Here is a 26,672-nt window from a genome sequence, read left to right as displayed (position 1 = left end):
GGATGGGGACGCACTCAACGGAGAGAACACTAATGCAACGACGCAAATTCGTAATCGGCATGGGGGCGCTCGCATCCGGCGCGGCCGCCTCCGTCGGAACCGGCGCGTTCACCGCCATGCAGGCGGACGGACGCGAAGCAAACATCAACGTCGTCGCCGACGAGAACGCGCTCATCGGCCTCGAGGCCGGCAGCACCGACCTCGTCAGCGGCACTGACGACGGACAGCTCGCGATCAACTTCGACATCGACGGCGGCGGCGACGGCGTCAACCCCAACTCCACCTACCAGGTCGGCGGACTCGGCGAGGTCGAGGATCTCCACTGGCTCCTCGACGGCAGTTCCAACGTGCCGACGGTCGACCAGATCGCGCTCGACACGACGACCCCGATCAGCGAGGAGTACGCGTTCAAACTCATGAACCAGTCCGGCGAGGATCGAGCCGTCGAGCTCACCTACGTGCCGGATAGCGATCACGACGCCCTCGACGGCGACACCACCATATACATGGTCGCGGTCACCGACGACGACAACGCACCCTCCGCGGAGACGAGAGAGGAACTCGCGACGGCCGCGGACAAAGACCGCGACGGAAGCATCCTGTTCACCGACGACGCGGAGTGGTCGGCCGATCTCAAATCAGGGAGCAGCGCGTACGTCACCATCCTCGTGAACGTCGACGACGTCGATCCCGACGAGACGGACCTCAGCGGTGAGATCGTGGTTCGAGCGGGCAGCCACGACGACTTCACCGAAGACGACCTCTAAGATACCTCGAACGGGATCGAACACGCTCCGTTCACCTTTTTCCACGGTCGACGCAGGGAGTCGAGAGCTCGAGCGTCGAGCATGACCGGTGTGCCTCGGAGGGCCACCGAAGGGCGACACCGATCCGAGGCCGGTTATCGACTCCCTAGGTCCGACCTCCAGCGCGCAAGCTGTGATTACCTTTACCCACAGCGCCTGTTCACCGACGTATCGACGCCACGGTATCTGGCGAACGATGGAGAGGACCATGAATTCGAAAACACGCTCGATTCGGGAGGGGACGATCGGAGCGATAGCCGAGGGCACGGGGCGACCCTCACGTCAGGACATATTCGACGTGTTACGCAACCGGCGTCGCCAGTGTATCATCGAGTATCTACAGCAAAACGAGGGGGATGGACCGTTCGAACTCGGTGAGCTCGTCGAGTACGTCACTGCGTTGGAGGCCGACGCGGCGCCGAGAGAGAGCACCCCCGTGGAACGCAAGCGCGTCTACAACGCACTTCGACAGACGCACCTGCCGAAACTCGACGACGCCGGGATGATCACGTACGATCCCGAAACGAACCGGATCGGGCTCGAAACAGCGGCGCGCGACGCGCAGCGCTACCTCCAATACACCCCTGGATCCGCGATCCCGTGGCACACCTGCTATCTCGGGGTCTCGGTCGCCGCGGCCGTCGTGATCGGTGCCCACTGGTTCGAGATCTCGCCGCTCGGCGGCGGCTCCGGTGGAACCATCGCCGGTGTCGTCCTCGCGGCGTTCGTGGTCGTCGCCATCATCCATGCGGTCGACACGCTGACGAACAGCATCCGACTCGACGGACGATGTGAGCCCTCGAAAAGATGACGTACAAACAGATCACTACGGGAGTGTTCGTGCTCGCACTGGCGTTCGCGCTCGTCGCAACCGGCGGGTTTAGCGCGTCGGAACTCGATCGGAACACCTCGATTCAGATCGTCGACGACGACCGGGCGGCGGTCGGCCTCCAGGCGTGTTATATTCCGAACACGCCACCACAGCAAGAACGAGCAAACGGTGGAGAAGACGGGAACGGTCCGGAAAGCGAAGACGGGCCAGAGAATCGCGTCACACCGGTCGGCATCGAGATCACGAACCGTCTCGGAGCGGAGCTCACCGTTCGGGAACTCACCGTCGATGGAACGGTCGTACACGATCGACCGTACCCCGCGACGATCGAACCCAGAGGACACGAGCGAATCACCGTCCCCGTCAGATCAGCCCCGAGCGAAGTCACGGCGACCGTTTCGGCGAACGGCGTTAGCACTCGGATAACGGTCTCCGACATCAGCAACGGCGAGTGTCCGTTTCCGGTGGATATACCCTCACCCGATGGGAATGAACAGGAATCCCCGGATGAAAGTGAGACAACGAATACGGGCGGAGAAGAAGCGAGCCCCACGGAGGGTGACCAAACGGGCGGCGATAACGGCGGAGACGCTAACAGCGCCCAGAGCGGCAGTGACAGCCAAAGCGACAACAACGGACAAGAGGGGACCGGGAGCTGAAGCCGGCGTCGCCTACACGTCCTCGACGTCTGGGTCGAGATCAGCCTCGCTATCCCGCAGGTTATACGTCTGGACCGTGCCGCTCGGCGGCTTCGGTAGATCGTCGACGAAGTAGTTCTTTCGCGGTCGCCTGAACTCGGCGACGGCGTCGCTTCGAGCGAGTACGCCTCCAACTCGTCGGCCGAAAGGTCCTCGTCACCGACGACGTGGGCGACTATCAGTTCGCCCCACGTCTCGTCGCGTCGGGTTCGCCGACGACTGCGACCTCCTCGACCGATTCGTGTGAGTACGGCGCGTTCTCGACCTCCGGCGAGTAGACGCTCTCGCCGCCCGGGAGTCTCATGTCGTCCTTCCGATCGATCACAAAGAGGTAGCCGTCCTCGTCGATGTACCCCAAATCGCCCGTGTAGTACCACTCGATCCCGTCGGCAGGCAGCCGGAAGTTCAGCGGCGTGAACGCGGCATCGACCTCCGCACGGGCGCACACCGGGACGGCCATCTCCGCACCGTTTTGCAGTACGGTCGCGACACGATCACCCTTCTCGACATCCAACTCGAGCGACGGGGTCGCCGGCCGATTGACCCGATCGCCGAACTCCAGGTAGGTCCACCGTTACCCCGTTCGACGATGGGCGCTCGCGTCGTTTTCGGGGTGTCGGGCAACGGTTTGCTCCCAGCGTGTCCCCGATCGTCGGGAGGTGTGCCATCGTGGCCCAGTCTATCCGTTAGCGTGTACATATATCGTGTCCGGAGGGGACCGATTAGAGGGGGAACCGGGAAATCAGCCGTTCGGCCCCGGCGGCGCGCGAACGGTCACGAAGGTTTTTATCGGAACTTGTGAATAGCATAGCACCAATGCGAACGGACCACGCAACCACGGCGTTCGGGGCCGAGTGGGCGTCGGCCCTCTCGGCTGTGAGTCGATACGGCGCCGGCGCTGTGTCGCAGTTCGGTCCGACCCGACCGGGGATCGACGGGCTCGTCGGGGAGCCGCTTTTGTACCCCCTGGTCGCCGCCATCGGGTTCATCGCGTTGTACGGCCTGTATCGGTTGGTCCGACGGCTTCGACGGCCGGCGGGCGTGGTGTTTCGACACCTCCTGGAGGAATACGACGCGATCACGATTTTGCTGCACCCGAACCCAGACCCGGACGCGATGGCCTCTGCGATGGCCGTGAAGACGATCGCCGAGCGGACCGGGACCGACGCGAAGATCCAGTACTCGGGACAGATCCGTCGGCCGGAGAACCGGGCGTTTCGGACGGTGCTCGGCTTCGAGTGTGATCGGATCGAAGCGGCCTCGGACATCGCACATCCGGAGGGGATCGTCCTCGTCGACCACAACACGGCACGCGGGTTCGTCGATTCCGAGCGGATCGAACCGATCGCCGTCATCGATCACCACCCTGGGAACGGGACGGGCGACGAGTTCACCGACGTCCGTGAGGAGTACGGTGCGGCCGCGTCGATACTTACCGAGTACCTCAGCGACCTCGACGCCGTCTTCGAACCGTCCAAGGGAGGCGACGAGGAGACGTTCGTCGTCGACTGCCAACTCGCCACCGGACTCACGTACGGGATCCAATCCGACACGAAGAACCTGACTCGGGGCTGTACCAAACACGATTTCGCGATCTGTGCGACGCTGTTTCCGGCCATCGACGAGGACCTGCTCCACCGGATCGCCACGCCCGAGATCTCTCACGACGTGTTGCGGGTGAAAGCGACCGCGATCAATAACGTGCGCGTCGAGGGATCGTTCGGGATCTGTAACGTCGGCGAGGTCGGAACGGTCGATGCGCTCTCGCAAGCGGTCGAAGAACTCATGCGACTCGAAGGGACGACCGCAGTCGTCATCTATGGCGTCAACAACGGGACGGTCCACGTCTCCGCGCGCTCGAAAGACGATCGGGTCCACATGGGCGAGGCGCTCCAACGGACCGTGAGCCACATCGAGACGGCGAGCGCCGGCGGGCACGCCCGAATGGCGGGCGGCCAGATCCCGGTCAGTCAGATGGAAACCGGCGAGTCGAGCGAACCCGACTTCGAGACCTTCGATGAACGACTGCTCCAGGCGATGAACGGGGACTATTGACGTAGAGTGGTATTCGAACACGAAACGGCGAGTAGAACCATCTATCGTGTATGTTTGATCCCAAAAAGTTATTATATGTCGACCAAATTTATGGATATGAAAATATTGGTCGAAATATGTTGTACAAACGTTTGGATACAGACGCCAAACGTGACAATCGCAGTGGATGTGATAGCACCATGACGAAACGCCACGTCGATGTCCCGCCGGCCGTACGGGCGTCGATCGACGAAACCATCGAATACGTGGACGACCGGCTTTCGGGGGACGACACGGCCGACGCGGTGGGAGAGATCCTCGCCGATCTGTTCGGCGACGCGGACGCGTTCGACCGATACAGAAACGGCGAATCGCTATCACCGATGACCCGTATGCGAGTCCGGAGCTACGATCCGCGAAACGCGCTCATCGAGACCGAACACTGGGCCGAACAGGAGCTATCGGCGCTGCGTGAGGCCAAGTGTATCCGCTATCTTTGGAACGGGTTCGATCAGTCGCCGCTTTCGAACGACCTCGCGTTCGCGCTCCCGTTTCGGCAGGTTCTCGCGAACCACCTGTTCGCGGAGGCGGGCGACGACCTCAGGCTGTTCGGCGGCATCAAGATCCAGTGCGGGAACAATATCGAGATGGGCGACGGCGTCGTCGTTCACAACGACGTGCTACTCGACGATCGCGGAACGCTATCGATCGGTGACCGCGTCTCGATCGCCGACCGGGCTCACGTCCACACGCACGCACACGACACCGTCGACCAGACCGACGTGACGAACTACGAGACGATCCTCGAAGACGACGTCCGACTCGGGTACGGTGCGATGATCAGCGCGGGTTGTCGGATCGGAAAGAACGCCATGGTCGGCTCGGGCGCCACGACCCTCGGTGACGTGCCGGCCCACCACATCGCGGCCGGCTCACCCGCAAAGAGCGTCAAGATCAAGCCCGGGTGGGAGCCCGTCGCCGACGATCTCGGACCGCTCGTCGACAACCGCGAAAGCCGGCGCCTGCCGAAGGAGTTCCCCGAATCGTTCGAGGAGTTCGACGAGTTCGGTCGAACGCTCTCGCCGCCCGGCGAAAGCTGATCGAAACCGGCGTTCAGCGATCGTCGTCCCCGCTGTCGATGCGCGCCTGCCGACGTAGGGCCCGCTCGAGGAACTCCCGCGGCAGCGAACCGATGTCGCCGACTTGCACCCGCCAGAGATTCGCGTACAACCCGTCCCCAGCCAGCAGTTCCTGGTGGGTCCCGTCCTCGACGATCGTTCCCTCGTCGAGAACGAGGATTCTGTCGGCGTTTCTGACCGTCGACAGTCGGTGGGCGATGACGAACGTCGTCCGATCGCGGGTGAACGTCCCGAGACTCGCCTGAATCAGCGCCTCGGTCTCGGTGTCGACCGCGCTCGTGGCCTCGTCGAGGATCAAGATGTCGGGATCTTTCAGCATCGTTCGCGCGACGACGATCCGCTGCCGTTGCCCGCCCGAGAGCTTCACGCCGCGTTCGCCGACGACGGTGTCGTAGCCCTCCGGCAGGTTCTCGATGAACTCGTGGGCCTGCGCCCGCCGTGCGGCGCGTTCGATATCGTCATCAGTCGCGTCGAAGGTTCCATAGCGGATGTTCTCGCGAACCGAGCCGAAAAAGAGAAACGGCTCTTGGCTGACGTAGCCGATCGAGCGCCGCAGACTCGGTAGCGTCACGTCCCGGACGTCCTGACCATCGATACGGACGACACCGTCTTCGGCGTCGTACAGCCGCGGGAGCAGTTTCAACAGCGTTGACTTCCCAGCCCCGGTCGGACCGACGACCCCGACGGTGGTCCCGCCGTCGATCGCAACGTCGATGTCCCGAAGCACCGCAACCTCGCCGTACGCGAACGTGACGCGCTCGAGGGAGACGGCCCCGTCGGTGACGAGGAGTGGGTCGGCGTCGGGGCGATCACGGACCGCCGGTGTTCGGGTCATCACGTCGTCGATGCGTCTCCCGGCCGCCTTCGCGCGCTCGTAGTCGTCGACGACGTCCCCAAGCCGGATGATCGGCCAGACGAACTGCTGGGCGTAGATCACGAACGTCACGAACGCACCGGGCGTGAGGGTGCCCGAGAGACCGAACGGCGAGGCCCCGAGAACCCACATTCCGCCGACGAAGAAGGTGAGCGCGAAGCCGGCCCCGGAGATGACGTTGAGCCCCGGGAAGTAGGTGATCCGAACTCTGATCGCCGCGAGCGTGGCCCGCAAGTAGTTCTCAGAGGCCTCGCGAACGCGGTCGGTCTCGAAGGACTCCGCGCCCTGTGTCTTGATCACCTCGATGCCGCTGACGCTGTTTTCCAGCCGCGCGTTGAGGTCACCGACCTCCTCGCGGACGCTCAGATAGCGGGGTTCGATGATGCGCGTGAAAAGCAGCGTGAACGCGGCCAGGACGGGGATCGGCAACAGCGTGATCGCAGTCAGCGTCGGATCGAGGCTGACCAATATCGCCCCGATACCGACGACCGTCGCGAAGATCCAGACGGAAGCGCTGAGCCCGTCTTCGAGAAACGTCTCCATGGCGGTGATGTCGTTGTTCAGGACGCTCATCAGATCGCCCGTCCGTCGACGGGTAAAGTACGCGAGCTCCTGTGCCTGCAGGCGCTCGTAGGCGTCCACGCGGAGCGAGCGCTGGACGCGCTGTGCGAAGACGCTCCACCCCCAATCTTCGAACCAGGAGGCGATCGCGCCGCCGGCGGTCGCGACGAGGAGGATCGCGATCGAAAAATAGAGCTGCTCGATCGACGTCGACGGGATCCATTCGGCGGGGACCAACGGCAGTTCGTACGGCCGCTCGGCGAAAAAGATGGCATCCACCGCCAGTCCGATGACGAACGCGGGGACGAGACCGAGCGCACGCCCGACGAGCGTAGCGATCATCCCGAGCACTGCGTACCGACGGTTCCCGGCGGCGTAGACTGTGTAAAGGCGTCTGACGACGTTTCCCGACGGCGGGGGCGTTTCGCTCGACTCCGATCCGCTCATGGTACCGATACGGACGCTGTGGGTATGAGTCACAGGGGTCTCGGCGATCCACCCCGTCGGGAGGGCAGCACTTATTTCGAGACTCCGCGTACGATTCATGCCATGGATCAGCGTACGGTCATCGGCGGGGGCGGAATCGAACTCAACGTCGTGGAGACGGGAAATCGGGACGGCAGACCGATCCTCTTCATTCATGGCTACACCCAATCGCGGCTGTCGTGGCTCAAACAGCTGGAGTCGGATCTCACCGACGACTTTCGACTCGTCGCGATGGACGATCGGGGCCACGGCGACTCGGAAAAACCCGAGGACGCCTACGACGACTCGGCGCTGTGGGCCGACGACGTGCAGGGCGTCATCGAGACGCTCGATCTCGACGAGCCGGTGTTGGTCGGCTGGTCCTATGGCGGATTGATCATCTCCGATTACCTCGAATCCTACGGCGACGAGCACATCGCCGGCATCAACTACGTCGGCGCGATTTCGAAGATCGGCACCGAGGACGCGACGGCCGTCATCGGCGAGGACTTCATCGAGTGCGTTCCGGGCTTCGAATCCGAGGACGCGATCACGAGCGCCGAGACACTCGAAACGTTCGTCGGACGGTGTGTGTACGGCGATCCGTCGCCGCGGGACCTGTACTTCATGCTCGGATTCAACGTGATCGTCCCGCCATACGTCCGTACAGGGCTCCACAGGCGGACGGTCACTCACGACGACGATCTGCGGGCGATCGATGTACCGGTGCTCATCACCCACGGTGAGGAGGACACGATCGTCCTCCCCGATGCCGGGCGCGAACACGCGGAACTGATCGACGACGCGACGACCTCCGTTTACCCAGAAACGGGCCACTCGCCCTTCTGGGAACGCCCGGAACGGTTCAATCGCGAGCTCCGCGAGTTCGTCTCGGGACTGTAGGTCTTTCGACGAGATCACCCGTATACGAGCGCCAGATAGCTGATCGTCAGCAGGATGACGTTGTATATCGCGTGAACGAGGGTGGGTACCGCGAGGTTACCCGTCCGCTCGTAGAGAGTGCCGAAGACCACACCGACGGCGGAGATCAACAGCGCACCCGAAACGATCGGGAGGATCGAACCGGTGTAGTTGCTCAGGTGCATCGCGCCGAACAGGAGGCTCGATCCGACGATCGCCGAAAGCGGGCCGAACTGGCCGCGCAGTCGTCCCTGAATGACGCCGCGAAAGAGAAATTCCTCGACCGGAGCGACCAGTATCACCGAAAGGACGGCGAGTGCGAGAAAGAACGTCGGATCCCGAACGCCGACGTCCTCGATGACCGACCCGGGAACGAGGTCCAACACCGACAGGACGTACGAGAGTCCGATCGCGACGAACAGCGCGACGATCGTCCCCACACCGACGTAGCCAAGGTCGCGTCTCGATGGTATCTCGATCGACACCGTCACGTCCCGGTACCGAGCGTATCCGTACGCGACGGCGAAGAAGCCGAGTTGTCCGGCCGCCGTCGAGCCCACGAGTACCGGCGTCGAGTCGATATCGTATCCCAACACGAACATCGGGACGAGAAAGACGATACCGGCGGCGACGGCGATGACGAACGCGAGGATCACGAGTGCGATCACGCCGAGTATCGTTCGGCCGCTCTGTCGTGACATAGCCGAGAGTCGCGCTGCGTCGATACCAATTTGGTGGGCGATTCTCACGGGGGGTGATTACCGCGTCCCACGGCCGGATGGTCGTCGAACCACGCCACGAACGGGAACACTTCGCTTGGATATCACTTTCGAATATAGTCTCTATCCCTGAGAGATATGGTTTGGAGCGAGCGATTCACTGCCCACGCTTCGGTTCACGAGGTCGACCTACAGCCCAAGGGTGGACGAGACGTGGATCACGTCGCGGCCGACGGGACCGTGATCAAACGTAACGACGAGCAGTGCTGGCAGTGCGCTGCTGTTGATCCTGAATCAAACGACTTGCTCCACGCAAAGTCGAGCGGGTAAGAGCGACCGTTTTGCTCACGCGCTCTTCTCCGAGCTACGCGAGAAACGCGATGTCGATGACGCCGCGGTCCTCGTTGGTGGGGCACCGATGCTCCAAGCTGCTTGTGCTCGACACGGCCTCGATTTCAGATGCGAACGACGTGGGGACCGGAAAGTCCCGGATATACATTTTATGACGGGGAAATTATATTTTTCTGTTTCTCAAACGAGTTTGTCAACGTCGAAGCAGAAAATGCCGACGAGCGGCGCCGATCGTTCACGTTCGCGTGGAATCAGCGTCTCTGAACACCACCGATTCGTTCGGGCAAGTATTTAACTCAATAGCGACTCTGATACGAGTAGAATGGGTATCGATCCGAACTTCGAGGAGAATCGCGAAAACGAGGGCCAAGAGCAGGGCGTCGACGTCTGGGGACCGACGAACCCGCCCGAAGAGCTCGGCATTCGGGGTACGCACGTCGCCGTCGATTTCGATATCTGTCTCGCCGACGGGGCCTGTCTGGAGGACTGTCCGGTCGACGTGTTCGAGTGGGTTAATACCCCGGGCCATCCCGAAAGTGAAATCAAGGCCAACCCCACGAACGAGGCGCAGTGTATCGACTGTATGCTCTGTGTCGACGTCTGTCCGGTCGACGCCATCGACGTCGATCCCGGCCGTGAAAACCGGATCTGAAAGCCTCAATCGAACCGACGACGCAACCGCTGTCCTGAACGTGTCCGCGCCGACGTGGAACGTCGCCCTTTTGAAACCCCGCCCCCCAATCGGTAGTATGACTCACCCCGTCGAAACGCCCCGGAGGTGGCGGCGATGAGCCGAGAGTACACCGAGATCACGGTCGTCGGCGAGGACTCGACCGGACTCATCGCCCGCGTCACGACGCTGCTCTTCGAGCGCGACATCAACATCGAGGACCTCGATCAGGCGGTTCGCGACCGGGTATTCCGGATGACGATGACTGTCGACACCGCCGAGATGAGTTGCACCCAAGACGAACTCCGCGAGGCGCTCTCGGATCTCGCCGACGAGTTGGGCGTCGACATCCAAGTCCGGTTCCCGGCCGACCGCGAAACCCAGACTATCGCCGTGCTCGTCACCAAGGAGTCACACTGCCTCGAGGCGCTCTTCGAGGCGTGGGCGGACGGGAAACTGGGGGCCGACATCAGCGTCATCATCGGCAACCACGACGACCTCGAACCGCTGGCCGACCACTACGGCGTCGACTTTCACGACGTTGGCGACGAGAAGGGTAGTCCGGACGAGGAGCGACTCCTCGAACTCCTCGACGAGTACGACACGGACCTCATCGTGTTGGCGCGCTACATGCGCATCCTCAGCCCGAACGTCGTCTTCCGGTACGAGGACCGGATCATCAACATTCATCCCTCCCTTCTGCCCTCGTTCCCCGGCGCGGAACCGTACCGACAGGCCAGAGAGGAGGGTGTCCGCATCGCGGGTGTCACGGCCCACTACGTGACGACGGACCTCGATCAGGGACCGGTCATCGCCCAGCGCGCGTTCAACGCGCCGCCGGGCGCCTCCGTCGAGGAACTGGAGCGACGCGGCCAACCGCTGGAGGCCGAGACGCTGTTGGAGGCCGTCAGACTCCACCTCGATAAGGCGGTCTCGGTCTACCACGGTCGGACGGAGCTGCGTGACGACGCCGACGCGAGCGGCTACCAGTTCGGACTGCCGGCGTCGGTCGACGAGATGCTCGCGGATCGCCCCGTCGACGGCCTCGGCGAGGCGGTCTCGAGCGAAAGCACCGAGTGAGGACGTCGCACCCGTCCGTTTCTTGGGCATCGGCGGCGTATCGACGGGCATGCAGATTACCGTCTACGGCTAGCTTCGATCGGCGACAGGTGAGAAGACCGTCGAGTTGGATCCGGTGGAATCGGGCGCTGGGGGCGTCGAAACCGTCGGCGAAGCGCTCGAACGCTTTCTCGACACGTATCCGCGGGCTCGGCGAGACGTGCTCGATGAGACCAGGTCGATACGAAGCAGCGTTCGGATCCTCGTCGACGGCGAGCGGGCTGGCCTCGACGATGACTACCCGCCGGACGTCCGGATCCAGCTGTTCCCCGCGATGCAGGGCGGCGAGCGGTGAGGGCGCAGAGATCGGATCTTACAGGCCGTACTGCTCACGGACGACACCGTCGAGCCCGCACCCCTCGAGCAGTTCCATCGGCGCGAGCATTGACAACTGAACGACGCCCGGAAGCCGGGCGACCTCGACGCCGCCGGTGAACGTACACCGGGCGCGGACCTCGCCCTCGGTCATCCCGAACAGCGCCGACGCGCGATCGAAGGCGTTCTGCGTCGCGTCGTTGATCGTCGCGCCGGAGCCGACGAACTGGATCGGCGCGGCGTCGCCGGGGTCGTCGAGGGCGTACTCGGCGGCGAGCGCTTCGCCGGCCTCGCGCTCGGCGTCCGTGTACGGTTTCGCGATGTGCGGGAGGTCGCTCTCGTTTGGCAGCAACAGTGGGCCGTCGAGCCCGACGTCTTTGACGACCTCGACCTCCAGTTCCGTCCGACCGCTCACGTCGGTCGTGTGTAAGGAGAGTTCGCCGTCGCCCTGATTCGCGTGGAGGTCGCCGACGTACAGCCCCGCACCGTCGATCTCGACCGGACAGATCAGCGTCGCGCCGGCCCGAACGTCGTTGGAGTCCATGTGCCCGTCGGTGCGGGCTTCGAGTGCCGCCTCATCCGGCAGTCCCCAGTCGTGATCGGCTCCGATCAGGAACTGCCCGAAGTCGCCGGCGTTGTGCGAGTCGGGAAACTCCCTCGTCGGCGTCGTCCCGATATTGCCGATGAACGGCCTGAGGCGACCGAGCGTCCCGGGAATCTCGTCGGGCTTGTACAGGAGGATCGGATGTTGGCGGGAGTGTTCGGGGAGGGCCATCGCGTCGTCGGCGCGTTCTGCGAGATCGGACGCCCCCTCCGGACCGACGGTGACTCCGACGGATCGGTCGTCGTCGAAGGCGACGGTGTAGCCGAACTCGAAGCCGAACGACGACGCGTTCGCGCCGCACTCCGCACACCGAATCGACTCCTCGCCGGTCCCCTCGACGACGCTTTTCGGCCACTCGGTGCCACACTCCGGGCAGACGTGATCGACGAAGGGGTCGTCGCCGAACGCGCCTTCGCGCTCGCGCATGCTGCCCGTGCTGGTGGCGACGCTCGTCACCTCGACGTTCTTGATTCGGACGACCAGCGCGTCCCCCGGTTCGGCGTTCTCGACTCTGATTGGACGCGTCACCTCGTGACCGCCGCGGAACTCCGGCGTAATCATCGGCCCCCAACACGCCGGCGGCGTGTGCGTTCGAACCGTCCCGCCATCGGCTACCGTGCCCGCCCACTCCTGATCGGGACCGACGAGTCCGAGCGTGTACCTGTCGACATCGAGTTCTTTCTGTACTTGTTGAGACATGCGGTCGTGTGTTAGTGAACGACAAGTATAACTCCGATAGTTATCCGTTGGATAACATACGATCTAATAGTGTCTATTACCGGGGGAGAACAATTATATATATGAGATATGTGACGTTAAAGTATAATATAAAAAGAAAAATATATATGTTGAATTCGTGGAAAAGCCATCCATAATTTATATAACTGGTTGTAATACGGTTCGGGCCCAAATAAAGTATCTTCTAAAAATACAATATAAGTTATATAATAGAAAAATAGACAACTATCTGTAAGTTATTGCTTTCGTATTGTTGTATGTTAATACTGGCATCACCGTTGATTTTTTGAATTGAGTAAAATACTGATGATATCATGTTTTGTACAAATAACTGTGTCTAAATAACATTTAGTATGGCAGTATGTACAATAATAAGCTGTAAAAATAATAAATTAGAAGTATTTTCCACCACATCCTGGCTAATACGATAGATGTCTCACTAACAGGCATAATGCTGTTTGAGATACGCTGGAAGCCGCGTCATCGCTCAAGATGAGAACCGAACTCTAACGTCCATCACATGTGTATACGAGATAGTGCGTTGTTGTCCCAGATAGTGCAAATTTTCTATTATATCAGGCGGATCGGTTCTTAAAAGTCACGGATCCCATATGGTGGAGAACTCGACAGTGGTGGCGCGGTATCAAATGACGGGTATCGACGGAGCACTCCTCAAGCGAAGCGGTAGTTTATCTCGATGACGTTAGCGGCTTCTGTGACCAGTTCAGGCAACTGCTGTTCGAAAAAGTCGCCTTTCACGCGGCTTTTCGGACCGGAGACGCTGATCGCACCGACTGGCTTCTCACCTGATGGATTGATCGGAACGGCGATGCACCTAACACCTGAGACCCGCTCACCACGGTCGATGGCATACCCACGCTCACGGGTTTCGGCGAGTTCCGTCATCAACCGGTCTCGGTCAGTGATCGTGTTAGGAGTCGCTCTCGGGAGGCCGTGTTCGTCGATTATCGTATCGACCTCCGCTTCACTGAGTTCCGAGAGGATCGCCTTGCCGAGTCCGGTCTGATGAAGGTACGTCCGCTTTCCGGGCCGTGCATCCAAATACACTGCTTTGTCTCCGCTGTGGAGATACACGTACACGCCTTTGTTGTGCTCTTCGACAAGCAAGCCCGCGAGTTCACCGGTTCGATCGGCGAGTTCGTCGATCTCCGGCATGGCGATTTTGCGGATCTGGAGGCGATCTTCGATGTGCTTTCCGAGCCCTAAAAAGCGGAGACTCACTCGATACGTTTTGTCATCCTTGATCAGATATTCGTTCGCTTCAAGCGTCTGGAGGTAGTTGTGAATCGTACTTGTGGGGCGACCGAGTTCGGCAGCGATATCGGCAACACCCGCCCCGTCTAGCGTTTTGATCGTTTCGATGATTCGTAGCGTGGTTTCGGCGGACTTGATCCGGGTTTGGTTTGCCATACCGACCCAATTGATGTAGCATCATAAATGTCTATCCCATATGGTGCAATTACTGCTGATCGATCAGCGATACAGCGAGACCGAACACCTTACCGATGAGGCGAGTCGAAATGAGTGATGGTTGGCAAAACTGATTTAATCTATCCCTCAGATGATCAGCGTGTATGTCCGAAAGATTAGCCGACGAAACAGCGGTTGTAACCGGCTCAAGTAGCGGTATCGGCGCAGCGATCGCAACCAAGTTCGCCGAGGAGGGTGCGAACGTCATCACGAACTCGCGTGCGCTCGAACGCGCACAAGAAACCGCCGATGAAATAACCGCCAACGGTGGAACCGCGACCGCCGTCGAGGCTGACATCTCGAATCCCGACGATGCCCACGCACTCGCCGAATCGGCGATCGAAGAGTACGGTTCGATAGACATCATGGTCAACAATGCAGGGATCTCCGTGATCGAACCCGCGATGGAGATGGATCCGGAGGACTGGCAAAGCGTCATTAACACCAACCTCTCAGGCGTATTTTACGGCGCTCAAGCGGCCGGAACACGGATGATCGACCAGGGAACGGGTGGTCAGATCATCAACATCTCCAGTATATTTGGAAAGATCGGGATCCAGGGCCGAGCCCCCTATAACGCCTCGAAGGGCGGTGTCAACAACCTCACCCGGAACCTCGCGGTCGAACTCGCTGAACACGACATCCAGGTCAACGCACTCGCACCCGGGTTTATCAAAACCCAACTGGACGAGCAGACGCGCGAAAGCGGCGACGACGAAATGCTCGACGAGGACAACTGGCCGTACTACGGCTACGACGATACGCACATCGAACACCGCGTCCCCCTGGATCGATTCGGAACGCTCGACGAGATGCAGAACGTCGCGTTGTTTCTCGCCGAGGGGAACCACTACACGACCGGCGAGATTCTCAATGCCGACGGCGGCTGGCTGGCCTTCGGCTGGGGGAGCAAGGGTCGCTAATCTGCGAGGTGGCTACTCGTACGTACAGCAGTAATCGACGAGATCGGAAACCGAAACGTCGAATGTCGTGTTCGCTGGGACGATGAAGCTGTCACCGGCTTCGTAGGTGGTGGTTTCACCGTCGATCGTGACCTCGAGTCGCCCCGCGTACAGATCAAGATGTTCCTCGCAATCGGTTTCGAACTCGTAGTCACCGGGGTGCATGATTCCGAGCGTCCGGCGAGCGCCGTCGTCGACGAGCGTTCGGCTGGTGACACCGCCGTCGTAGTACACGTTGGCCCGTTTCGTTACCGTAACATCGTCGAACGCTTCGTTTGACATACGACGGATCTGCCGCTTCCACGTACAAAATAGTATCGGCGAGTGGAGTTCGAGTTCGACGGACACAGTGTATCGCCGCGACCGTGCTTCGGGGAGTGGCGACGAGTCGAAAGGTGAAGCGCCAGGGGACACGTTCCAAAACACATAACAACACCTGGTCTGTATGGTAATCGACGACATGGTAAATCTGCAAGCGTTACTAGCCGAGCATGGCCACAACGAATTCAAGGCGTTCCGGGACGACGAAGTCGGGCTTCGCGGATTCATCGCGATTCACGACACGACGCTCGGTCCGGCCGCGGGCGGAACCCGACGATATGCCTTCGAATCCGAAGAGGAAGCCATCGTCGACGCGCTTCGGCTCTCGCGTGCGATGACCTACAAATACGCGATCTCCGGGATCAACATGGGCGGCGGGAAGGCCGTGATCTGGGTCGACGATCCCGACCAGCGCAGCGAGGAGCTATATCGCGCGTACGGGCGCATGGTCGACAGTTTCGGCGGTCGGTTCGTCACGGGAGCGGATGTCGGGACGAACGAGGAAGCGATGCGCTGGATCGGCGACGAGACCGACTACATCATCGGACTACCCGAGCAGTTCGATCACCCCGATGGATATCACGGCGGCGGACTCGGCGTGATCAAGGCGATGGAAGCCTGTTGTGACCTCACGTACGACGATCGGGAGCTCTCCGATCTGCACATCGTCGTGCAGGGCGTCGGCGAGATGGGGACGAGCATCGTTCAGTACCTCCACGAGAGAGGGGCGCAGGTGACGGTCTCAGACATCAATGAGGCGCAAGTCGATTACCTCGAAAGCGAGTATGGCGTCGGCTCGGTCGACCCCGACGACGTCTTTGACGTCGACTGCGACGTGTTCGCGCCCTCGGCGCTCGGGTTCGTGTTGAACGACGAGACGATCCCGCGGCTACAGTGCGACATCGTCTGCGGAGCGGCGAACAATCAACTCGACGACGAGGAGCGCCACGGAACGATGCTCCACGAGGAGGACATCCTGTACGCACCCGACTACCTCGCCAACTCTGGCCGGACGATCGACGACACGGATCTCCTCCGCAGGGGCGGCTACAAACATCACAGAGCCCGCGCGATGATCGACGGCATCTACGACCGGATGATGACGATCGGACAGCGAGCGGCGGAGACGGACGAGCCGACCTACGCGATCGCCAACGGGATCGCCAGCCAGCGGATTGAGGCGATGAGGGCGATGCGCGAAAAGGTGCACACGACGCGGAAGCCACAGTGGTGACGGATGGCGAAGATCGAGGTCGACACTCCGCCGGGCGTCGACACTGTGGATGCCGACGGAGCGGCCGCGAGCTAGGCGGGAGACTACAGAAACATAACACATGAGTATCGAACCAGATTTCAGAGCGGACGAACAGATACTTGACACCGAGGGAAGAGTCCTGGAAGGCGAATCGCCGCCGGATCTCGAAGACGACGTATTCGTCGACATGTACAGCCAGATGCGGCTCTGTCGACAGTTCGACGAGCGAGCCGTGAGCCTCCAACGCCAGGGTCGTATGGGGACGTACTCGACGATGCAGGCCCACGAGGGAGCGCTCGTTGGAAGCGCTTTCGCCTTAGATGACGACGATTGGATCGTCCCGTACTACCGAGATCACGGCGCGACGATCACCCACGGACTCGGACTCGAACACATCTTGCAATACTACATGGGCTACGAGGAGGGAAGCGTCGTCCCGGAGGGTACAAACGTGTTCCCGATCTGCATCACGATCGGCGATCAGATCCCACACGCCACCGGCGCGGGAATGGTGTCGAAACTCGATGATAACGACGACAGCGCCGTCATCTGTTATTTCGGCGACGGCGCGACGAGCGAAGGTGACTTTCACGAGGGGCTCAACTTCGCGGGCGTGTTCGATACGCCGAACGTGTTCTTTTGTCTGAACAACCAGTGGGCGATCTCCACGCCGATCGAAAAGCAGACAGCAGCGTCGACTCTCGCGTCGCGTGCGGCGGGATACGGTTTCGAGGGGGTCCGAGTCGACGGGATGGACCCACTCGCCGTCTACGAGGTGACCAAACGGGCGCTCGGGAAGGCGCGCACCCCCGGCCCTGACCAGCTCCGTCCGACACTCGTCGAGGCGCTGTTGTATCGCTCGGGGGCGCACAACACGAGCGACGATCCGTCCAACTACCGCGAAGAGGCCGAGACGGAGCCGTGGCGGAAGCGCGATCCGATCTTGCGCTTGGAGACGTTCCTGCGGGATCGAGGGATTCTGAGCGACGAGCAGATCGGCGCGATCGACGAGGCGAACACCGAGGAGATCGAAGCGGCGGTTGAGATCGCCGAAGCGAACGAACCGGACCCCGACGACATCTTCGAGTACGTCTTCGAGGAGCTTCCGGACCGAATCCAAGCACAGCGCGACGAGTTCCGTAAACTGCACGAACGCTACGGTGACGAGGCGTTCCTACGGGATTGACCAATGGGAGCAACGAATCAAGATCCGGCGGCCGTCGAAACGCAGACGTTGACGCTGGTACAGGCGGTTCGGGAGGGACTGGACACGGAGATGAAACGCGACGAGCGGGTCGTCGTCCTCGGCGAAGACGTCGGTGACAACGACGGTGTGTTCCGGGCAACAGAGGGGTTGTTGGACGAGTTCGGTCCGGATCGGGTCATGGACACACCGCTTGCGGAGTCGGCCATCATCGGCACGTCGATCGGGATGGCGGTCCGGGGGCTCCGCCCCGTACCTGAGCTCCAGTTTATGGGGTTCGTCTATCCCGCGTTCGACCAGTTGGTAAACCACGCGGCGCGGTTTCGAACGCGGTCTCGGGGACGCTTTACCTGCCCGCTGACGGTTCGAGTCCCGTACGGCGGTGGTATCCGCGCGCCCGAACACCACTCCGAATCGACGGAGGCGTTCTTTGCACACCAGCCGGGGCTCAAGGTGGTCGTGCCGTCGACGCCGTACGACGCGAAGGGACTCCTCGCCAGCGCGATCGAGGACCCGGATCCGGTGATGTTTCTCGAGCCGAAGCTCATCTACCGCTCGTTCAAACACGAGGTGCCGGATGAGCGATACACGATCCCGATCGGCGAAGCGAAGGTGCTTCGCGAGGGGACGGACGTCGCCGTGTTTACCTGGGGGGCGATGACTCGACCGACGATGGAAGCCGTGGAGAAGCTCGCTAAAGACGGCATCGACTGTCACGTCGTCGACGTGCGGTCCATTTATCCCCTCGACGAAGAGACGATCGTCGAGGCGTTCAAGCGAACTGGGCGCGGCGTCGTCGTCCACGAGGCACCCGAAACTGCGGGGATGGCGGCCGAACTGACGTCCACGATTCAGCGCGAAGCCATGCTCTACCAGGAAGCGCCAATCGGGCGCGTCACCGGATACGACACACCGTTCCCGCTGTACGCGCTCGAGGACTACTATCTGCCGAGTGCGGCCCGAATCGAGCACGGGATCCGAGAGACACTCGAGTTCTAAGGCCACATGACGAGCAAGGAGTTCGAGTATGGAAGTGACGACGGGATGTTAATTACCGAGACGGAGTCCGGCGATCGCTCGACCTACGCCGCCGACCGAGTGTTAGTCGCCCTCGGTCGAGAGCCGGGTTTCGATACACTCTCGATCGAAAACGCAGAGATCGAGGCCGACGAATGGGGGTTCATCCCCACGAATGACCGCGCCCGAACTAGTCAGAAACACATCTTCGCTGCGGGCGGCGTGACCGGCGAACCGATGTTGGCGCACGTCGCGAGCATCGAAGGTATCGTCGCCGCTGAGGGGGTCGCGGGAGAAGCGGCGGCGCTCGATCGGTACGCGATTCCCGCCGCGGTCTTTCCCGACCCTGAAATCGCGACAGTCGGGCGGACGGAAGCCGAAGCACGCGAAGCTGGGGTCGAGCCGATAGTCGGACAAGTTCCCTTTTGATCGAACGAACGAGCCCTGACCGCCGCCGCCGACACTGGGTTCGTTCGGATCGTCGCGGACGGTCGAGCGAGGGTGATCCTGGGCGGGCAGATCGTTGGCCGGGAGGCGTCGGAGTTGATAACAGAGGTCGGGTTGGCGGTCGAAATGGGAGCGACGCTCGAGGACGTGTACGCGACTGTTCACATCCACCCGACGCTATCGGAAGCGATCGGGGAGGCTGCCGAACGCGCCCGCTGACGAGCGATCCACACGGTAAATTAGGAGCATCCGCAACCGAGCGACGGGAGGTATCGAAGACCCGGGAAGACGGATTGTCGAAAGCGGCTATCAGTGATACGTTCGGCGGACAACCCGTCGAGAAAAACCCTTTATGCCGACGATTATTCGAGTATTCGACGTGGTGTGGTAGATGTTACAATAGACCGGAATGTATATGTGCTCTCATCCACCATGCGGTAACAGCGATGGATAGTAACATATCACGTAGAGCAGTACTGGCTGGAACTGGCGTCTCCGTTATCGGCTCTCTGGCGGGTTGCATCGAGGGGGGTAACGGTAATGGCAACGGCGGCAACGGTGGCGGAAACGGCGGTGGCAACGGCGACGGGAACGGGAACGGCGATGGCGGAAACGGCGGCGGCAGTGATCTCGACGCCTACACGATCGGCATGATCACGCCGGAAACCGGGACGCTCGCACCATACGGACAGTACAACCTTCGTGGGCTCGAACTCGCGCTCGAGGACATCAATGCGATCGGTATCGGGCCGGACAACCTGGAGTTGGACGTCATCATCGAAGACAGCGAGAGTTCGAACGAAGCCGGGGTCAACGCCGCACAGCGGCTCATAAATCAAGAAGGCGTTCCGATGCTGTTCGGCGCCGTCAGCAGTGGTGTCTCGATCGCGATCCACGAGAGCGTCATCCAGGGAACCGACGTGGTCCAGATCGCACAGTCGAGTTCGGGGGCGACCGTGTCCGATTACCCCGACTTGCTCCGGCCAGTCCCGAGCGGTGCCGGAAAGAGTGTCGTCATGGCGGACATGATCTCCAACGACGGTCACGATACCATCGCGATCACGTGGATCAACAACGATTACGGCGAGGCACTCGGCAACGGGATCCAGGATATCTTCGAGAATGAGTACGATGGAACGGTCGCGTACAACGGCTCACACGACCCAGGTGAGGCGAGCTACGCGCCGGATCTTTCGGACATGGCAGCGACGGATGCGACTGCGTGGGTGTTCGTGACGTACGCCGACGAGGCGACGGTCATGTTCAACAACGCCTACGATCAGGGGTACCACGAGGAGGTCGACTACTACGGTGCAGAGAGCGTCATCGCCGACACGATTCTCGAGAACACGGAGCCGGGAAGCCAAGAGAACCTCAAGGGCGTTCGTGAGGGGCCGCCCTCGGATTCCGACGTGTACGACGAGTTCGAAGCCCGCTTCGAAGACGAGTACGGCGAATCGCCGACCGTCTACTCGGCGTACGTGTACGACGCGGTGCACTGGGTGGCGATGGCGATCGAGGCCGCCGACGAGTTCACGGGGCCGGGCATTGCCGAACACATCCGCGAGGTCACGAGACCGCCGGGAGAACAGATTAGTACGTTCGAAGCGGCAAAGGAGATCCTCCAAGATGGCAGCTCGGACGACGTTGACTTCATCGGCACGGGCGGCCCGGGACAGCTCGACGAGAACGGCGATCCGGTCGGCGTGTACGAAGTGTACTCCGTAGAGGACCACGAGTATCAGATCGCAGAGGAGACGATTTCGGGAGACGATATTTAATATCGCCTCCATATACAGTAAATCGTTATCCGATATCACCCAGGCAGTGTTAACGTAGCGGGAAGTTTGGACGCTTTGGCTCCTTTTGGAATTGATCGACATGAACCTCCCCGAATCGAGAAGTGCGCCGTCTATTGCACGCGTCGGTCGCGCCGTCGAGAAACACCCTGATAAATCGACGATTTTGTCCAGGAATCCCCGAGTGTGTCGCCGCGAACCGCCGATCGTACAGACAGGCGAGCTAGGACACGGTCGTCACCAGGTTTACCCGTACACAGATCACCCGTCGCCGTAGCGTGAGAACCCCGAACGCTGGCTTCAAGAACTGAAACGCCGTACTGACACGTTCTACGCCCCTTTCAGGGGAACGATGTCGAAGCCCCCGAACCATTGACTCCTTTCACATCCCCCGTTCAGACGACCAGTCCCTACGCCATCAGTGGGTTCAATAGAGCCCTGTGAACGGCGGGGCATGCTCCTAGAAATTCCGAAAACATTAAATAAGGATGTTGGTTGTTTCGCGTATGGTGCGAGATAGAACAGTACTCATCGCCGGCCTGGGCGGCGTGGGCTACGAAACGATCCAGATCCTCTGTGGTGATCCCGCGATCGACGAGATCATCGCCGCGGATGTTATGGCCGAACTCGGGCAGACAAGGTCGAACACGGCTAGATACCGGTCACTCCATCTCGGCAAAAACCCGAAGATACGTTTCGAACCCCTCGATCTATTGGATGTGGATGACATCGTCGAGCTGATCGAGTCCGTTGAGCCGGATATCGTTTTTACGGCGGCGACGCTGCTCCGGTACGCTCCTTTCGAGGAACTGCCCGAAGAACAGCGTGACAGACTCATCGGGTTCACCGCGACGGGGCCGGGATACGCCCCTATCGTTCCCGGACAGATCCCACTTGTCTACAATGTGATGCGCGGGATAGAGCGGGCCGATAGGACCGACCCTCACGTCATAAACGCCTCGATGCCGGATGTGGTGAATCCAGCGCTGGCGGGGGCCGGTTACCAGCCCCTCGTAGGTACGGGGAACGTCGGCCACCTCGTTCCACCGATAAAACGTGTCGCGAGCGATATGTATGATGTACCGATGACAGAGGTATCGGCGTACGTGGTTGCTGCCCACTCGGTCATCCACCCGATCTTATTTTATCGCAGCACCGAGGACAGACCCTTCTACGCTAAAGTCCTCGTTGACGGACGGGACGTATCAGACGAGATCGACATCGACGCCGAGTTCGAATCCCGCAGACTCCCGTTCCCGACCGAACCGTCGGCTCGGGAAATCAGCGTCCTCACCGGAACGCTCTCAGCAAGGATCGTCAAGTCCGTGTTGTGCGACTCTGGCTTGGTGATCCACGCTCCAGGACCCAATGGGATGGAGGGCGGTTACCCGGTGCGGCTGGATCGGGATGGCGCGGAGGTCGTACTCCCGGACGACATATCGCTTAACGAGGCGGAGCGGCTGAGCCAAGAGGCGAACAGGTACGACGGCATCGAGCGGATCGAAAACGACGGGGCAATCTTGTTTACCGAAACCGCTCGCGATGCAATGGACGAGATTCTGGGAGTCGATATAAAATCGTTCAGGCCGGATGAGGCGTTGGACACCACGGAGGAAATAATCCAGGGATACCAGACAGTCGCCGAGGACAACGGGATCGAACCGAAACTAGCGATCAACTGGTGACAGTGACTGACAGACCAGGAAGCCGTCCCGATGCTGTTTATTTCGGTCAGCAGCGGTGTCCGGATCGCGATCGACGGGAGCATCATCTAGGGAACCGACGTGGTCCAGATCGCAGAAAAAATAACCCCAGCGGAAGATCTATAATGGTACCCTTACGAGTATACCATCACTATTAGACGATGTCAGCGCTACAACTAGCAATAGACGGAATAGTATACGGGAGCATCATCGTTCTCGGCGGCGTGGGACTGTCGCTCGTGTACAGCATCGGCGATTTCCCGAACTTTGCTCACGGAGATCTGATGGTCCTGGGCGCGTACGGCGGACTGATGGCGAACCTGGGGCTCGTTCGACTGGGATTCGAACCGGAGAGCGTATTTTCACTCATCCTGCTCGCGACGATCGCGGTCGGCGTCGTGGTCGGCATCGTCGTCGCCGTCGGGACACATTACCTCATCTTCAAACCGCTCGACAGCGGACCGATAGCGCTGCTGATTACGAGCTTCGGCGTCGCGCTCGTGTATCGGTCACTCGTGTGGATCGGATTCGGGGCGGACGCGAACACCTACTCGTTCCCGAGAAGCGGACCGATCGGTCCGATTCGGGAGGCGACCGGTCTGGCGATCACGAACCGGATGCTCGTTATCGTGTTGACCACCGCGATCGTTGTTCTACTGCTGCACTTCGTGCTGCAGTACTCGATGCTCGGGAAGAAAATGCGTGCGGCCGCCGATAATCGCGACCTCGCTAGAATAAGCGGCATTCGACCGCGGGAAACCGTGTTGACCATGTGGGTCGGAGGCGGCGGGCTCGCCGCCCTCGGCGGTATCTTCCTCGGCCTGTTCACACTCGTTCGGCCGCTCATGGGGTTCGACATCCTGCTTCTCGTATTCGCCGCCGTGATTCTCGGCGGGATCGGTAGCATCTACGGCGCCATGCTCGGCGGGTTCGCGATCGGGCTCGCACACGAGATGACAACGCTGCTGCCCGGACTCGACTCCGAATACGGCGCCGCGGTCGCATTCGTCATCATGATACTCATCCTTCTGGTCAGACCGAGCGGAATACTCGGGAGGGCGGCGACATGAACGTTACCCTGCCGAGAACCGAGACGTCCATAGGCACCACCTCGTTAGTGTTGCTCGCGCTCACCGCGCTCACGGTGATCGCGGTGGCAGTCGGTGCGCTGAGTTTTTCGTACCTGTTGTACCTGCTCGCGCTCTCTGGCATGTACGTAATGCTCGCACTCGGCTTGAACGTCCAATGGGGGTACGGGGGGATAATTAACTTCGCAGTCGTCGCGTTTTGGGGCCTTGGTATGTACGTCACCGCGCTCTCGACCGCGCGAACATCCCCGCTTGGGCTGGATTGGCATCCACTCGTTGCACTCGTCGTCGCGATCGTTCTCAGCGTCGTCGCCGCGATCATCGTCGGGCTTCCGGCGATTCGACTCCGAGCCGATTACCTCGCCATCGCGACGCTCGGCTTCTCGGAGATATTCCGGCTGATCATGGCGAACGAGAGCGACTTCACCGCAGGAATGGCCGGGTTAGCAGGTATCCCGCGGATACTCGAAGAACTATTTCTCACCACGACGGCGACGAACCTGATGATCATCACGATACTGTCCGTCGTGGTGTACCTGCTGTTGCGCCGGATTCATCGGTCCCCATGGGGACGCGTCATGCGAACGATAAAAGCCGACGAGGAGCTGGCCGAGTCGCTCGGCAAGGACAGCTTTAGTTTCAAGATGCAGGCGTTCGTCATCGGCTGTGTAATAATGACGATCGCGGGCGTCTACTACGCCCACTTCATCAACTACGTCGATCCAACGGATCTCCAACCGCTTCAGACGTTCTACATCTGGGTGGCAGTGATCCTCGGCGGAAGCGGAAGTAATCGCGGCGCGGTCGTCGGTGGAATCGTCCTCGTCGCGGTGCTCGAAGGTACTCGGTTTGTCACGAGTATCGGGGCGTTGGCGGCGATATCCACCGGACCGGTCCGTGTGTTGACTATCGGACTCCTGATCATCCTGATAATGCGATTCAAGCCAGAGGGGATCTACCCGCCGCGAGACGAACTGATCTGGCCAAAGAGCATGACCTCAACGGAGGACGGAAAATGAGTTCGTACGACCTCACGTACGACGGTGCCCACCTGAACAAGGAAAACGCCGTCTTGGAGGTGCGAAATATTAAAAAGAGCTTCGGTGGACTGGTCGCCGCCGATGACGTCTCGCTGGACGTCGAATCCGGAACGATAACTGGTATTATCGGTCCGAACGGAGCCGGTAAATCGACGCTTTTCAACCTCATCTCCGGCTTTTACGAACCGGATGCCGGAAGCGTCGTGGTGAACGGAACCGAGGTGACCGGACGACAACCGAACCAGATCGTACAGGAAGGACTACTCAGGACGTTTCAGACGCCTCGGCGGCTCGAGAGCATGACCGTCCGAGAGGCCATGCTCACCGGAGCTCAATCGCAACTCGGCGAATCGATCCCACAGTTGTTCCTCTCCGGATCTGACGTCACGGAACAGGAACGCGAGAACCTCCACCGGGCGAGCGAACTGTTGGATTTCTTTGAGATCGACCATCTCGCGAACGAACCGACGACGAGCCTGTCGGGCGGACAAATGAAACTGTTGGCGCTCGCACGCGCACTGATGGCCGAACCCGACGTACTACTGCTCGACGAGCCGGTGGCGGGAATCAACCCGGTTCTAGTAAACGAGATCGCATCGTTCATTCGCGAACTCAACGAGGAACAGGGGTACACATTCTTTATTATCGAACACGACATCGACTTTCTCATGGAACTGGCCGAGGATGTGATCGTTCTCAACCGCGGTCGTGTGTTGCTCGAGGGCAATCCACGAACCGTGCAATCGGACGAACGCGTCATCGAAGCGTACCTGGGTGGTGCCTGATGAGCGTACTCGACGTCGAGAACGTCGACAGCGGATACGGGGACTTACAGATCCTCAACGACGTCTCGATGCATCTCGAGGAGGAGGAGATCGTGTGCATTATCGGTCCCAACGGCGCCGGAAAGAGCACGGCGATAAAAACCATATTCGGCCTTGTCCAGCCATGGAACGGGCGAATCACGCTTCGCGGAACTGAGATATCCGGACTGCTCCCCGAGGACATCGTTCGGAAAGGCGTCAGCTACGTTCCCCAGACCGACAACGTGTTCGGCACGTTGACGATCGAGGAGAACCTCGAGATCGGCGGGGTGACCGTCGATAAAACCGAGGAAATGATCGGCGAACTGTTTAATCGGTTCCCGATCCTCGAAGAGAAGCGATCCGAGAAGGCGAACACGCTCTCGGGCGGCCAGCGCCAACTGTTGGCGTTCTCGCGCGCGTTGATGATCGATCCGGACGTACTGTTGATCGACGAACCGAGCGCTGGATTGGCCCCTTCGCTCATCGAGGAAGTGTTCGAAGATATAAAGGAAATCAATGATCTGGGAACGTCGGTTTTGATGGTCGAACAAAACGCTCGAGCAGGATTGGGCATCTCAGATCGGGGGCTTGTGTTAGCCCAAGGACAGGTTAGATACGAGGACAGCGCCGACGAACTGCTCGAGAATCCAGAAGTAAACAAGCTATACCTGGGCGGATAGCCGTATACGAAAG

The 26,672-nt window shown here is 60.6% G+C and carries 25 protein-coding genes and 1 pseudogene; 20 read left to right on the top strand and 6 right to left on the bottom strand.

The window, feature by feature from the left end:
* The first annotated feature begins 32 nt into the window (after positions 1 to 32).
* The 3 genes from R6U53_RS09560 (at position 33) to R6U53_RS09550 (ending at position 2,297) form a co-directional block, all read left to right on the top strand.
* A complete protein-coding gene (locus R6U53_RS09560; protein ID WP_410322136.1) occupies positions 33 to 767 on the top strand; it encodes a hypothetical protein in 735 nt (244 codons plus the stop codon).
* 247 nt (positions 768 to 1,014) lie between these two features.
* Positions 1,015 to 1,617 carry a hypothetical protein gene (locus tag R6U53_RS09555; protein ID WP_410322135.1) on the top strand — a complete coding sequence of 201 codons (603 nt, stop codon included), beginning with the start codon at positions 1,015 to 1,017 and terminating at the stop codon, positions 1,615 to 1,617.
* Positions 1,614 to 2,297: a hypothetical protein gene (locus tag R6U53_RS09550; RefSeq protein WP_410322134.1), complete on the top strand. Its 684-nt coding sequence runs from the start codon at positions 1,614 to 1,616 to the stop codon at positions 2,295 to 2,297. The genes R6U53_RS09555 and R6U53_RS09550 overlap by 4 nt, the downstream gene beginning before the upstream one ends.
* A gap of 217 nt (positions 2,298 to 2,514) precedes the next feature.
* Here R6U53_RS09550 and R6U53_RS09545 read toward each other — a convergent pair whose 3' ends face one another.
* Entirely contained in the window at positions 2,515 to 2,850 is a 336-nt protein-coding gene (locus R6U53_RS09545; RefSeq protein ID WP_410322133.1) for a hypothetical protein, read from the bottom strand.
* A 302-nt stretch (positions 2,851 to 3,152) separates the two neighbouring features.
* On the opposite strand from R6U53_RS09545, the gene R6U53_RS09540 reads away from it, so the two are divergent.
* Positions 3,153 to 4,391 (top strand): DHH family phosphoesterase, encoded by a 1,239-nt coding sequence (locus R6U53_RS09540; protein WP_410322132.1) that lies wholly within the window; start codon positions 3,153 to 3,155, stop codon positions 4,389 to 4,391.
* 179 nt (positions 4,392 to 4,570) lie between these two features.
* Positions 4,571 to 5,470 carry an acyltransferase gene (locus tag R6U53_RS09535; RefSeq protein ID WP_410322131.1) on the top strand — a complete coding sequence of 300 codons (900 nt, stop codon included), beginning with the start codon at positions 4,571 to 4,573 and terminating at the stop codon, positions 5,468 to 5,470.
* A gap of 13 nt (positions 5,471 to 5,483) precedes the next feature.
* On the opposite strand, the gene R6U53_RS09530 is transcribed toward R6U53_RS09535, so the two are convergent.
* Positions 5,484 to 7,391, bottom strand: a complete 1,908-nt coding sequence (locus R6U53_RS09530; RefSeq protein WP_410322130.1) for an ABC transporter ATP-binding protein — start codon at positions 7,389 to 7,391, stop codon at positions 5,484 to 5,486.
* A 102-nt stretch (positions 7,392 to 7,493) separates the two neighbouring features.
* On the opposite strand from R6U53_RS09530, the gene R6U53_RS09525 reads away from it, so the two are divergent.
* Positions 7,494 to 8,312: an alpha/beta fold hydrolase gene (locus tag R6U53_RS09525; protein WP_410322129.1), complete on the top strand. Its 819-nt coding sequence runs from the start codon at positions 7,494 to 7,496 to the stop codon at positions 8,310 to 8,312.
* 14 nt (positions 8,313 to 8,326) lie between these two features.
* On the opposite strand, the gene R6U53_RS09520 is transcribed toward R6U53_RS09525, so the two are convergent.
* On the bottom strand, positions 8,327 to 9,031 hold the full coding sequence (locus R6U53_RS09520; protein ID WP_410322128.1) for a CPBP family intramembrane glutamic endopeptidase: 705 nt from the start codon (positions 9,029 to 9,031) through the stop codon (positions 8,327 to 8,329).
* A 691-nt stretch (positions 9,032 to 9,722) separates the two neighbouring features.
* On the opposite strand from R6U53_RS09520, the gene R6U53_RS09515 reads away from it, so the two are divergent.
* The 3 genes from R6U53_RS09515 to R6U53_RS09505 all read left to right on the top strand — a co-directional run bounded on the left by R6U53_RS09515 (position 9,723) and on the right by R6U53_RS09505 (position 11,484).
* A complete protein-coding gene (locus tag R6U53_RS09515) occupies positions 9,723 to 10,052 on the top strand; it encodes a ferredoxin family protein (RefSeq protein WP_410322127.1) in 330 nt (109 codons plus the stop codon).
* A 135-nt stretch (positions 10,053 to 10,187) separates the two neighbouring features.
* Positions 10,188 to 11,150 (top strand): formyltetrahydrofolate deformylase, encoded by a 963-nt coding sequence (locus R6U53_RS09510; RefSeq protein WP_410322126.1) that lies wholly within the window; start codon positions 10,188 to 10,190, stop codon positions 11,148 to 11,150.
* A gap of 115 nt (positions 11,151 to 11,265) precedes the next feature.
* Entirely contained in the window at positions 11,266 to 11,484 is a 219-nt protein-coding gene (locus R6U53_RS09505; RefSeq protein ID WP_410322125.1) for a MoaD/ThiS family protein, read from the top strand.
* An 18-nt stretch (positions 11,485 to 11,502) separates the two neighbouring features.
* Here the strand turns inward: R6U53_RS09505 and R6U53_RS09500 are convergent, their stop codons facing one another.
* Entirely contained in the window at positions 11,503 to 12,807 is a 1,305-nt protein-coding gene (locus R6U53_RS09500; RefSeq protein WP_410322124.1) for an acetamidase/formamidase family protein, read from the bottom strand.
* A 711-nt stretch (positions 12,808 to 13,518) separates the two neighbouring features.
* The gene (locus R6U53_RS09495) at positions 13,519 to 14,277 is read right to left on the bottom strand and encodes an IclR family transcriptional regulator (protein WP_410322123.1); all 759 of its coding nucleotides are present in this window, start codon (positions 14,275 to 14,277) and stop codon (positions 13,519 to 13,521) included.
* A gap of 164 nt (positions 14,278 to 14,441) precedes the next feature.
* Here R6U53_RS09495 and R6U53_RS09490 point away from each other — a divergent pair, with 164 nt between their 5' ends.
* Positions 14,442 to 15,260: an SDR family NAD(P)-dependent oxidoreductase gene (locus tag R6U53_RS09490; RefSeq protein ID WP_410322122.1), complete on the top strand. Its 819-nt coding sequence runs from the start codon at positions 14,442 to 14,444 to the stop codon at positions 15,258 to 15,260.
* A gap of 12 nt (positions 15,261 to 15,272) precedes the next feature.
* On the opposite strand, the gene R6U53_RS09485 is transcribed toward R6U53_RS09490, so the two are convergent.
* Complete coding sequence (locus tag R6U53_RS09485) at positions 15,273 to 15,581, bottom strand: pyrimidine/purine nucleoside phosphorylase (RefSeq protein WP_410322121.1); 309 nt, start codon at positions 15,579 to 15,581, stop codon at positions 15,273 to 15,275.
* 163 nt (positions 15,582 to 15,744) lie between these two features.
* Here R6U53_RS09485 and R6U53_RS09480 point away from each other — a divergent pair, with 163 nt between their 5' ends.
* From R6U53_RS09480 to R6U53_RS09435, 10 genes and pseudogenes are all read left to right on the top strand, one after another.
* A complete protein-coding gene (locus R6U53_RS09480) occupies positions 15,745 to 16,854 on the top strand; it encodes a Glu/Leu/Phe/Val dehydrogenase dimerization domain-containing protein (RefSeq protein WP_410322120.1) in 1,110 nt (369 codons plus the stop codon).
* Between the two features lie 100 nt (positions 16,855 to 16,954).
* Positions 16,955 to 18,061 carry a pyruvate dehydrogenase (acetyl-transferring) E1 component subunit alpha gene (pdhA, locus tag R6U53_RS09475; RefSeq protein ID WP_410322119.1) on the top strand — a complete coding sequence of 369 codons (1,107 nt, stop codon included), beginning with the start codon at positions 16,955 to 16,957 and terminating at the stop codon, positions 18,059 to 18,061.
* A 3-nt stretch (positions 18,062 to 18,064) separates the two neighbouring features.
* Positions 18,065 to 19,078 (top strand): alpha-ketoacid dehydrogenase subunit beta, encoded by a 1,014-nt coding sequence (locus R6U53_RS09470; RefSeq protein ID WP_410322118.1) that lies wholly within the window; start codon positions 18,065 to 18,067, stop codon positions 19,076 to 19,078.
* A 12-nt stretch (positions 19,079 to 19,090) separates the two neighbouring features.
* Positions 19,091 to 19,762 (top strand): annotated as a pseudogene (locus R6U53_RS09465) (FAD-dependent oxidoreductase); the annotation flags it as partial.
* Positions 19,763 to 19,989: 227 nt separating this feature from the next.
* Positions 19,990 to 21,324: an ABC transporter substrate-binding protein gene (locus R6U53_RS09460; protein WP_410322117.1), complete on the top strand. Its 1,335-nt coding sequence runs from the start codon at positions 19,990 to 19,992 to the stop codon at positions 21,322 to 21,324.
* 566 nt (positions 21,325 to 21,890) lie between these two features.
* The gene (locus R6U53_RS09455; protein ID WP_410322116.1) at positions 21,891 to 23,027 is read left to right on the top strand and encodes a hypothetical protein; all 1,137 of its coding nucleotides are present in this window, start codon (positions 21,891 to 21,893) and stop codon (positions 23,025 to 23,027) included.
* A 179-nt stretch (positions 23,028 to 23,206) separates the two neighbouring features.
* Positions 23,207 to 24,115 (top strand): branched-chain amino acid ABC transporter permease, encoded by a 909-nt coding sequence (locus R6U53_RS09450; protein WP_410322115.1) that lies wholly within the window; start codon positions 23,207 to 23,209, stop codon positions 24,113 to 24,115.
* Positions 24,112 to 25,152, top strand: coding sequence for a branched-chain amino acid ABC transporter permease (locus tag R6U53_RS09445; protein ID WP_410322114.1), 1,041 nt, complete (start codon positions 24,112 to 24,114; stop codon positions 25,150 to 25,152). Before R6U53_RS09450 ends, R6U53_RS09445 begins: the two co-directional genes overlap by 4 nt.
* Positions 25,149 to 25,958 (top strand): ABC transporter ATP-binding protein, encoded by an 810-nt coding sequence (locus R6U53_RS09440; RefSeq protein ID WP_410322113.1) that lies wholly within the window; start codon positions 25,149 to 25,151, stop codon positions 25,956 to 25,958. The genes R6U53_RS09445 and R6U53_RS09440 overlap by 4 nt, the downstream gene beginning before the upstream one ends.
* A complete protein-coding gene (locus R6U53_RS09435) occupies positions 25,958 to 26,659 on the top strand; it encodes an ABC transporter ATP-binding protein (RefSeq protein WP_410322112.1) in 702 nt (233 codons plus the stop codon). Before R6U53_RS09440 ends, R6U53_RS09435 begins: the two co-directional genes overlap by 1 nt.
* The last annotated feature ends 13 nt before the right edge of the window (positions 26,660 to 26,672 follow it).

Origin of the sequence: Natronomonas sp., from assembly GCF_046483325.1 — an archaeon.
In the GTDB taxonomy this organism is placed as follows: Archaea; Halobacteriota; Halobacteria; order Halobacteriales; family Haloarculaceae; genus Natronomonas.
Note: the sequence above shows the minus strand (reverse complement) of the source record. Positions and strands in the feature narration are given on the sequence as shown.